General features: G+C 72.0%; 6 protein-coding genes. 4 read left to right on the top strand and 2 right to left on the bottom strand.

Going from position 1 to position 8,157, the window contains the following annotated elements:
- Nucleotides 1-922 (bottom strand): hypothetical protein (locus ACWF7A_RS14330; RefSeq protein WP_452250892.1); only part of this gene is annotated, 922 nt, incomplete at its 3' end.
- 120 nt (nt 923-1,042) lie between these two features.
- On the opposite strand from ACWF7A_RS14330, the gene ACWF7A_RS14325 reads away from it, so the two are divergent.
- Both ACWF7A_RS14325 and ACWF7A_RS14320 read left to right on the top strand, forming a co-directional pair.
- Nucleotides 1,043-3,427: a hypothetical protein gene (locus tag ACWF7A_RS14325; protein ID WP_452250891.1), complete on the top strand. Its 2,385-nt coding sequence runs from the start codon at nt 1,043-1,045 to the stop codon at nt 3,425-3,427.
- Nucleotides 3,428-3,440: 13 nt separating this feature from the next.
- Entirely contained in the window at nt 3,441-4,019 is a 579-nt protein-coding gene (locus ACWF7A_RS14320) for a superoxide dismutase family protein (RefSeq protein WP_452250890.1), read from the top strand.
- A gap of 17 nt (nt 4,020-4,036) precedes the next feature.
- Here the strand turns inward: ACWF7A_RS14320 and ACWF7A_RS14315 are convergent, their stop codons facing one another.
- Nucleotides 4,037-5,218 (bottom strand): helix-turn-helix domain-containing protein, encoded by a 1,182-nt coding sequence (locus ACWF7A_RS14315; protein ID WP_452250889.1) that lies wholly within the window; start codon nt 5,216-5,218, stop codon nt 4,037-4,039.
- A 142-nt stretch (nt 5,219-5,360) separates the two neighbouring features.
- Here ACWF7A_RS14315 and ACWF7A_RS14310 point away from each other — a divergent pair, with 142 nt between their 5' ends.
- Both ACWF7A_RS14310 and ACWF7A_RS14305 read left to right on the top strand, forming a co-directional pair.
- On the top strand, nt 5,361-7,970 hold the full coding sequence (locus ACWF7A_RS14310) for a type 2 lanthipeptide synthetase LanM family protein (protein WP_452250888.1): 2,610 nt from the start codon (nt 5,361-5,363) through the stop codon (nt 7,968-7,970).
- On the top strand, nt 7,967-8,155 hold the full coding sequence (locus ACWF7A_RS14305; protein WP_452250887.1) for a hypothetical protein: 189 nt from the start codon (nt 7,967-7,969) through the stop codon (nt 8,153-8,155). Before ACWF7A_RS14310 ends, ACWF7A_RS14305 begins: the two co-directional genes overlap by 4 nt.
- Nucleotides 8,156-8,157: the final 2 nt, after the last annotated feature.

Below are 8,157 nucleotides of genomic sequence, written 5' to 3'. Positions count from 1 at the left end.
GTTTATTTTCTCTCCCGGGCGGTCCCCATCCGGGGGGGGGGGGGGCCCCCGCGGGCGGGGCGGGGCCCCGGGGGGGTGTCGGGCCGGGGGGGCGCCCCCCCCCCCCCCCCACCGCGCCACCGGTGGCCTCGGCCTGCACGACCTTGGGCGCGTGCAACAACTTCTTGGCGCGCGCCTTCTCATCCGAGTCGAGGTCGACGCCCTGCGCGGCCGCGGCCGGGGACACCGAGTCGACGTCCGTCATCGGCGGCAGGTTCTCCGTCACCTGCCAGTCGACGCGGATCTCCTCGGCGGCACCGGCCTCGTTCCGGTAGCTGACGACCACCCAGTCCTCGTCGGGCGGGAGCTGGATCACCAAGGGGCGCAACGTGAGCGACTCGAGGCCGCGGGCGAGGTTCGCGGCGGTGTTGCTGCCCGCGAAGACCGCGCCGTTCAGGGCGACCGCCCGCGCGATCGGCGTGCCGTTCCAGTGCGTCACCTCGACGCCCGGCGCGAGGGCGTCGAACCCGGCGATCGTGCGGGCGACGAGGTACTGCTCGGTGCCGTCGTCGGCGAAGCAGCGCTCCAGCTGGAACGGCAGGAAGGCGATCTTGCCCGCGAACGGCGCCGGCAGGAGGTAGTTCGTGTGCAGGTCGCGCACCGAGTGGAAGGTGCTCGACAGCTCGCGGTGGAACTGCCACTCGGGCTCGGCCGTGGCGTCGGTCTGCCGTTCGAGTCTCGCTCTGAGCACCCTGAGTCTCTGCACCGGGTTCACGGCGTGCATGGCGACTTTGAGAGGCAGGTGCGCGTAGTTCTGCTCCAGCAGGATCAGCGCCTGGTCGACGATGAGCTTGCGCTGCGCCAGGGTGAGCGTGCCCGCCGTGGCGAGGAACTCGGCCAGGCCGACGGAATTTGCGACGTTCGGGTGAGCGGTTGTGGTCATGGTGGGGCCTCCTTGCTCAGTAGAGGCTTTCCAGGGCGTCTGGATACACCTTTTTCACCCGTTCGGCCGCTAACTGGAGCAGTTTTCCTGACGACAACTGGAGTAAAGGGGAGGCCGGCGATGAGTCCACCCGTCCTGGAACTGCGCATCCACGGCGTGAACAACACGCCCCCGGACGCGATGCTGGCCCTCCCCGACCACGCCGTCGAACAGTTCAGGGGCGACCGCTTCGGCAGCTTCTGGCGGCCGAGAGCCGACACACTCGCCGAGCTGCCACCGGATCACGCCGGACAGGTGCCCGCGGACGTGCGGCGCGAGGCGTACTCGTGGGGCGGGATGGCGCGCAGCAGTCCGGGTGTGCCGGGCAGCGGGGTGCCGTCGGTGCTCGCGAACGTGCTGGGACGCGTCGGGTGGGCGTTGCTGCTGCCGTTCGGGCTCGCGAACGTCGCCTACTGGTCCCGCGCACTGCCCGACGACTCGGTTCCGACGACGCGGCGGATGGTGTGGTGGAACGCCGGGCGCGGGGCCGCGTCGACGCGGTTGTTCGGGCTGGGGCTGACGGTGTTGCTGGTGCTCGCGGTGTGCGAGGTGGCGGTCGACCTCTACGCGATCCAGTGCTCGTTGCCCGGCACCACGTGCAAGCGGCTGCCGGACTTCCTGGACGTGCTGGGTGACCCGGCGCGGCACGTGCGGGTGCTGGCCGCGTCCGCCGTGCCGGTCCTGCTGCTGCTCGGGCTGCTGGCGCTGACCTCGTTGTCGCGCAGCAGGTACGAGATGACGTCCGTGCGCACGCCGGAGCGTCGGGCGGGCGTGATGTTGAGCCGGTCGTCGATGTGGGAGGGCAGTCCCCGGATCCGCCGGCTCACGCGGCTGCACATCTCGGCCGGGTGCTGCGTGGTGGTGCTGGTGACGAGCACCCAGTTGTGGCAGCACGTGTACTTCCTGGTGCTGAGCGTGCTCGCCGGCGGGGTGCTGGCGGTCGTGATGGCGCGGGTGGTGGTGACGGCCACCGACTGCCCGGACGTGCCGTCGACCGAGCAGGGCGGGCTGTGGTCGTGGCTGCTGATGGTCTCGGCGGTCGTCGTGCTGGTCGCGCACGGGTTCGGGCTGTACGCGATCGCGCCCGTGTTCGACGGGCCGCTGTGGCTGACGTCGTGGGGGCCGCCGGTGGTGACGGTGGCGTTGCTCGGTTCGGTGATGGCGGCGTGGTCGTGGCGGCGCAACGACGCGAAGGGGCCGTTGGTCCTGCTGGTGTCGTTCGTGGCGTTCATGGTCGCCACGTACTGGTTCCCCCTGGCCTGGGTCGGGGCCTTCGCGGCCGGCGCGGTGCTGGCGTGGCGGGCGCGGCCGCGGGCCGGGGACGAGTGGCAGGCCTGGCGCGGCGCGGGACCCGGTGTGCTGCTGGGGTTGTCGCTCGTGTCGTCGGTGATGTCGTCGACGGTGCTGGTGCTGACGTTCCGGGGCTGGGTCGGGACCGGGTTGGTCGCGCCGTCGTTCTACTCGTGGTTCAGCGCGGCCTTCGCGTGCGCGTTGGTGCCGTTGGTGGTGCTGCTCCTGGTGCAGGCCTTCGTGTTGCTGTCCCGGCTGATCGCTCCCGCGGTGCTGGACGGGGAGGGCGAGGCGCTCGTCGTGCGGGCGCGGCACGTGGTCGCGGTGACGCACCGGGCCGAGACCGTGGCCGGTGTGCTGTCGGTGCTGGGCGTGCTCGCCTTGCTGCTGACGAGCTATCTCACGTTCGCGGCGCCCTCGTGGGCGCAGTGGTCCGGCGTGCAGTGGGTGCTGGGCAAGGGCGACTGGGTGACCGGGCTCGCCGGGGTCGCGGTGGTCGGGTCGTTCGTCGGGGCCGGGATGCTGACCAACCGGCGGCCGCTCGGGCTCGTGTGGGACCTGATGTGCTTCCTGCCGCGCACCGCCCACCCGTTCGCGCCGCCGTGTTATGCCGAGCGGGCGGTGCCGGAGATCGCCGACCGGACGCGGGAGTTCCTGGACGGGTCCCCGGACCGTCGTGTCGTGCTGTCCGCGCACAGTCTGGGCGCTGTGCTGGCCGTGGCGGCGCTGTACGCGCTGCCCGCCGGGTACCTGGGGCGCGTCCAGCTGCTGACGTACGGTGTGCAGCTGCGGCCGTACTTCGGGCGGATCTTCCCGGAGCTGCTGGGCCCCGTCGTGCTCGGAACGCCTCCAGTGCGGGCGGGTGCGTTGTTCTCGTGCGACCCGTGGGTGCGAGCGGGCGGCGAGGCTCCGGACCGCGGGCTGTCGGTGTTGCTGGGCCGCAACTGGATCAACCTGTGGCGCCGCACCGACTACCTGGGTTTCCCGGTGCACGGCTGGGAGTCGAACCAGTTCGACCGCCGTGCCGACGAGGGCACACCGGACAAAGTGGAGACACACGGCAGTTATCACCTTTGTGCGGCCTACCGGCAGGCGTTCGCGGACCTCGTCTCGATCGATCTGAACCAGTCACCCGATAGTGGACGTGGAGGGGGTGGGAACCTGGGACGTAGTTGACTCGAGGAGAAACATGCGCACGACTGTGGCGGCCCTCGCGGGCGCCGTACTGCTCGCCGGCCTGACCGCCTGTTCCGGCACGCCCACCGCTCCACCCGAGCAGGCCGTGAAGCCGGTGGCGGAGACCGACGTGGCCGCACCCGCCGCGACCGGCGACCAGCCGAAGGGCCTCAGCTACGACACCGCGCGGATCCCGTTGGGCGCCAAGCTCTCGACCGGCTCGTCCGTCTCGAATGGACAGACGACGGTGGAGCTGAAGGTGTCCGGCCTGCTGCCGAACACGAAGTACGGCTCGCACGTGCACACCAAGCCGTGCGGCGCCAAGCCGGCCGACTCGGGCCCGCACTACCAGAACGAGAAGGACCCGGTGACGCCGAGCGTCGACCCGAAGTTCGCCAACGCGGAGAACGAGATCTGGCTCGACTTCACCACCGACGCGCAGGGCGCCGCCACGGGCAGGGCGACGGTGAAGTGGGAGTTCCGCAAGGGCGAGGCGAACGCGGTCGTCGTGCACGCCGCGCACACCAGCACCGAGCACGGCAAGGCGGGCACGGCCGGTGACCGCCTCGCGTGCCTGACCGCGGCGTTCTAGCGAACCCGGGGCAGGGCCTAGACGGGCCAGGTCAGGGTCACACCTCCCGCGAGGTGTGACCCCGACACCGGTTCCAGCACCGCCGCGCGCACGAGGTTCAGCACCTCGTATCGGGGCCCGGCGCGACGAACGAGCCCGCGCACGCACAGTTCCCTGACGTACCGGCCGTGCCCGGGGTCCTCCCCCTCGGCCATCCGCACCAGCAGCTCACGCCCCTCGTCGTCCACAGTGGACAGCGAGCGGCGCAGCGAGTCGCGCAGGTGGGCCGAGGTGGGGTCGAGCGGGTTGGAGCGCAGCCGTTCGAGCAGGTGCTGCGGCGAGTAGACCATGAACCACCCGGCGGCGAACTCCAGCGCCGACGGCAGCCCGTCCAGCTGGTGGACGAGCCCCATGAGCGCGGCCTGGTTCGCGGGCTCGGGCCTGAACGCGGGCCGCACCCGGTGCACGTGCGTGAGCAGCAGGCGCACCGCGGCGTCGTCGCCCAGCGCGCCGAGCGGGAACACGTGCTCGCCGGGCAGGCCGGTCGGCGCCAGTGCCGTGACGACGATCCGCAGCCTGGGGTGTGCTTCCAGCAGACGCGGGTCGGGGCGGTGGTCGGTGACGAGAACGGTGTCCCGTTCGTCGTCGATCGACGGGGTCGCCTGGGCCGGGTGCCACAGGACGGACCAGCCGTGCCGGAAGTGGAGCTCGCCCGCGACCTCCAGGGCGAGGCGGGTCTTGCCGACGCCGCTGACGCCGGTGACGGTGATGAGCCGCCGGTCGGCCGGCACGCTCGCCTCGGCGGGCGCGGCGAACACGACGCCACAGCCCTCGGTCGCCCGCTGCTCACCTGTGCGAGTCGCCGCACCGCCACCGGAGCGGCCGTCGTCCGGCCGGCCCTCTCTCAGCAACGCCGTCAGCGCCGCCGCCTCCGCCTCCCGCCCCACGATCACCCCGGAGGACCCGGCCGGCGCGGGGGGCGCCACCGCCGCACGCCCCGCGGACCGGCCCCCGGCCTGCTGCAGGTCGGCGCGGCTCTCCTCGTCGAGGCGCAGCCCGTCCGCGAGCAGGCGCACCGTCTCCGCCCGCGGTGACCGGGTGCGCCCGCACTCCAGGTCGCGGATCGCCCGCACGCTCACCATCGCGAAGTCAGCCAGCTGTTGCTGGGTGAGGCCCGCGCGGATGCGGTGCGTGCGCAGCAGTTCTCCGAACTCCCTCATGCCCGTTCCCCTCCTCGGACTTCGAGTCTCGGGCCGATCGGGCCGCGAAGCATGGGTGGCGGCCCCCCATATTCACGTTCGCGCGCAAATCTGGGGGATTGGTCCCCATGTGCCGCCCGCCCGCGCGTGCGAGGTTGACCCGGTGACCTCCGCGGCCGAGACGAGCACCGGCGAGAGCTGGACAGCGGCTTTCGCCCACGCACTGCGCCCGTTGATCGACGCGTCCCGCACGGAGGTCGCGCCCCCGTTCGACGCCGCGTTCGCCGAGCAGCTCGGACGCCGGCTGGTGGCGATCGCCGCGCGCACGCTCGTTCTGGAGCTGCACGGCGTGCGGGACGCGCTGACCAGCCCGACGAGCGCCGAGCGGTTCATCGAGTTCACCCGGACGCTGAACCTCTCGTCGGTCTTCAACCGCTACCCGGTGCTCGCGCGGTTGCTCGCGCAGGCCTGCGAGCAGGCGGTCTCGACGCACCACGAGCTGTCGTCGCGGTTCACGCGCGACCGGGCGCAGATCGTCCAGGCCATCTTCGACGGGAGCGACCCCGGTGCGCTGATCTCCATCGAGATGGGGCAGGGCGACGCGCACCAGCAGGGGCGGACCGTCGCGATCCTGACGTTCGAGTCCGGCGCGCGCCTGGTCTACCGGCCGCGGCCCGTCGGGTTGCACGTGCGGTTCACCGAGCAGCTCGAGTGGCTGTCCGAACGCACCGGGATCACGTTCCGGGCGCCACGGCTGCTGCCCCGCGACGGATACGGGTGGATCGAGCACATCACGCACGAGCCGTGCGCGGACGTGGCCGGGGTCGCCGAGTTCTACCAACGGCTCGGCGCGCTGCTCGCGTTGCTCTACGCGCTCGACGGCACGGACATGCACTACGAGAACCTCATCGCGTGCGGCGACCAGCCGGTGCTCGTGGACGTCGAGACGCTGTTCCACCCCACGCTCACGCCCGACACGGACCCCGCGGCACTCGCGCTGGTGCGTTCGGTGCACCGCACGGCGCTGCTCCCCCACGTGCTGCTCGGCGACAACGGCGTCGCGGACGTGTCCGGGGTCGGCGGTGACCACGGTGTGCTGTCGCCGTTGAACGCGGTGGACTGGGAGGACGCGGGCACCGACCGGATGCGGCTCGTCCGGCGGCCCACGACGTCGTCGGGGGCGCTCAACCGCCCGTTGCTCGGAGGCGTTCCGGCCGAACCCGCCGACTACCAGGACTCGCTGCTCGCCGGGTTCCGCGCGGGCTACGACGCGATAGTGGCTCACAGGGACGAGCTGCTGCAGCTCGTGCGCCAGTGCGTCAACGAGGAGGTGCGGTTCATCGCGCGCGCGACGCGGCAGTACGCGCGTTTGCTCGACGAGTCGACGCATCCGTCCGTGCTGGCCGACGCGCTGGACCGCGATCTCGCGTTCGGCGTGCTGGTCGTGGACGATCCGCTGCTCGACCGGCTGGTGCCGTTCGAGGTGTCCGACCTGTGGCGCGGGGACGTGCCGCTGTTCACGTGCCGGCCCGGGTCGACCGACCTGTGGACCGCGTCCGGGCTCCGGCTGCCGGGGATGCTGCCGGAGCCCGGACTGCACGCGGTGACGCGCAAGGTCCTCGCGATGAGCGAGGTCGACCGGCACGACCAGCAGTGGATGATCACGGCCCTGCTGGCGTCACGGCCGCGGCCGGTGTCGCACAGCAGCGGCGTCGCGGTCTCGGGTCACGTCGCGCCCGTCGACCCGGACCCGGCCCGGCTGCTCGTCGCCGCGTGCGGGATCGCGGACCAGATCCTCGCGCACGCCGTCACCGGCGAGGAGCGGGTCAACTGGCTCGGCCTCGAACTGGTCGACGACCGGCACTGGACCGTGCAGCCGCTCGGCGCCGGTCTGTCCAACGGCTACACGGGTGTGGCGCTGTTCCTCGCCGAGCTGGGACGGCTCACCGGCGCCGCGCGGTACGTCGACTTCGCCCGCGACGCGCTGAGACCGTTGCCGGCGCTGCTGGACGTGTTCGCCCAGGAGCCCGAGCTCGTCACGGCCGCCGGCGGTGGAATCCACGGCCTGGGCGGCATCTGCTACGGCCTCGCGCGCCTCACGCCGTTGCTCGGCCTCGACCGCGCGCTGCTGGACCAGGCGGTGCGGCTGATGCCCCGAGAAGATTCGTCGCTCACCGTGGTGGACGGCGTCGCGGGTTCGCTGGCCGCCATGCTCGCCGTGGGCACACCCGAGGCACTCGAGCTCGCCGACCACTACGCCTCTGCTCTACGTGGCGCTATTTGCCCGGCGAATGGCTTCGCCCGTGGCCATGCGGGAATCGGATGGGCCCTGAGGCGTTACGCGGCAACGGTTCGCGACGAGTTATCTGACGTGGCCGCACGAGCGTTCCTGGAGAGCAACGTCATCGACCTGACCGACACCGGCTGGTGCACGGGTCTGGCCGGTGTCGCGCTCGCCCGTGACGACGAGCGGCTGGCCGGTCTGCTGGCGTCTGGGGAACCGTTGCGGGACATGAGTCTCTGCCACGGTGAACTGGGGGTCGTCGAGGCACTGGCCGCGCACCACCCGAGCGCCGCGACCCGTCGCACGGCGTTGCTGCTCGGAGCGCTGGAAGAGCACGGCGCCCGGTGCGCCACGCCGGGCGGTGTTCCCTCCCCCGGCCTGCTCACGGGCCTGGCCGGCATCGGCCACGGTCTGCTGCGGCAGGGCTTCGGGATCCCGTCGGTCCTGCTACTGCAAGCATCACCCGAAACAGAGGAGTCCACCCGATGAACGAGTCCCTGCACCGCACGGCCGACCAGCCCGAACCGGCCGAGCACGCGATCGGGGAGATGGAGCTCGCGCCGAAGACCTTCGCGGGGGCACGGGCCCGCGCGCTGATGGGCCTGACGATGGCGATGAGCGCGTTCGTGGCGATCACGCCCGCCATCTCGGACACCACGGTGAGCAACAAGTAAGA

The sequence above is a fragment of the Lentzea sp. NPDC055074 genome, from assembly GCF_053608005.1.
The sequence above is the reverse complement of the archived record's forward strand: the minus strand, read 5'-3'. Positions and strand labels throughout refer to the sequence as shown.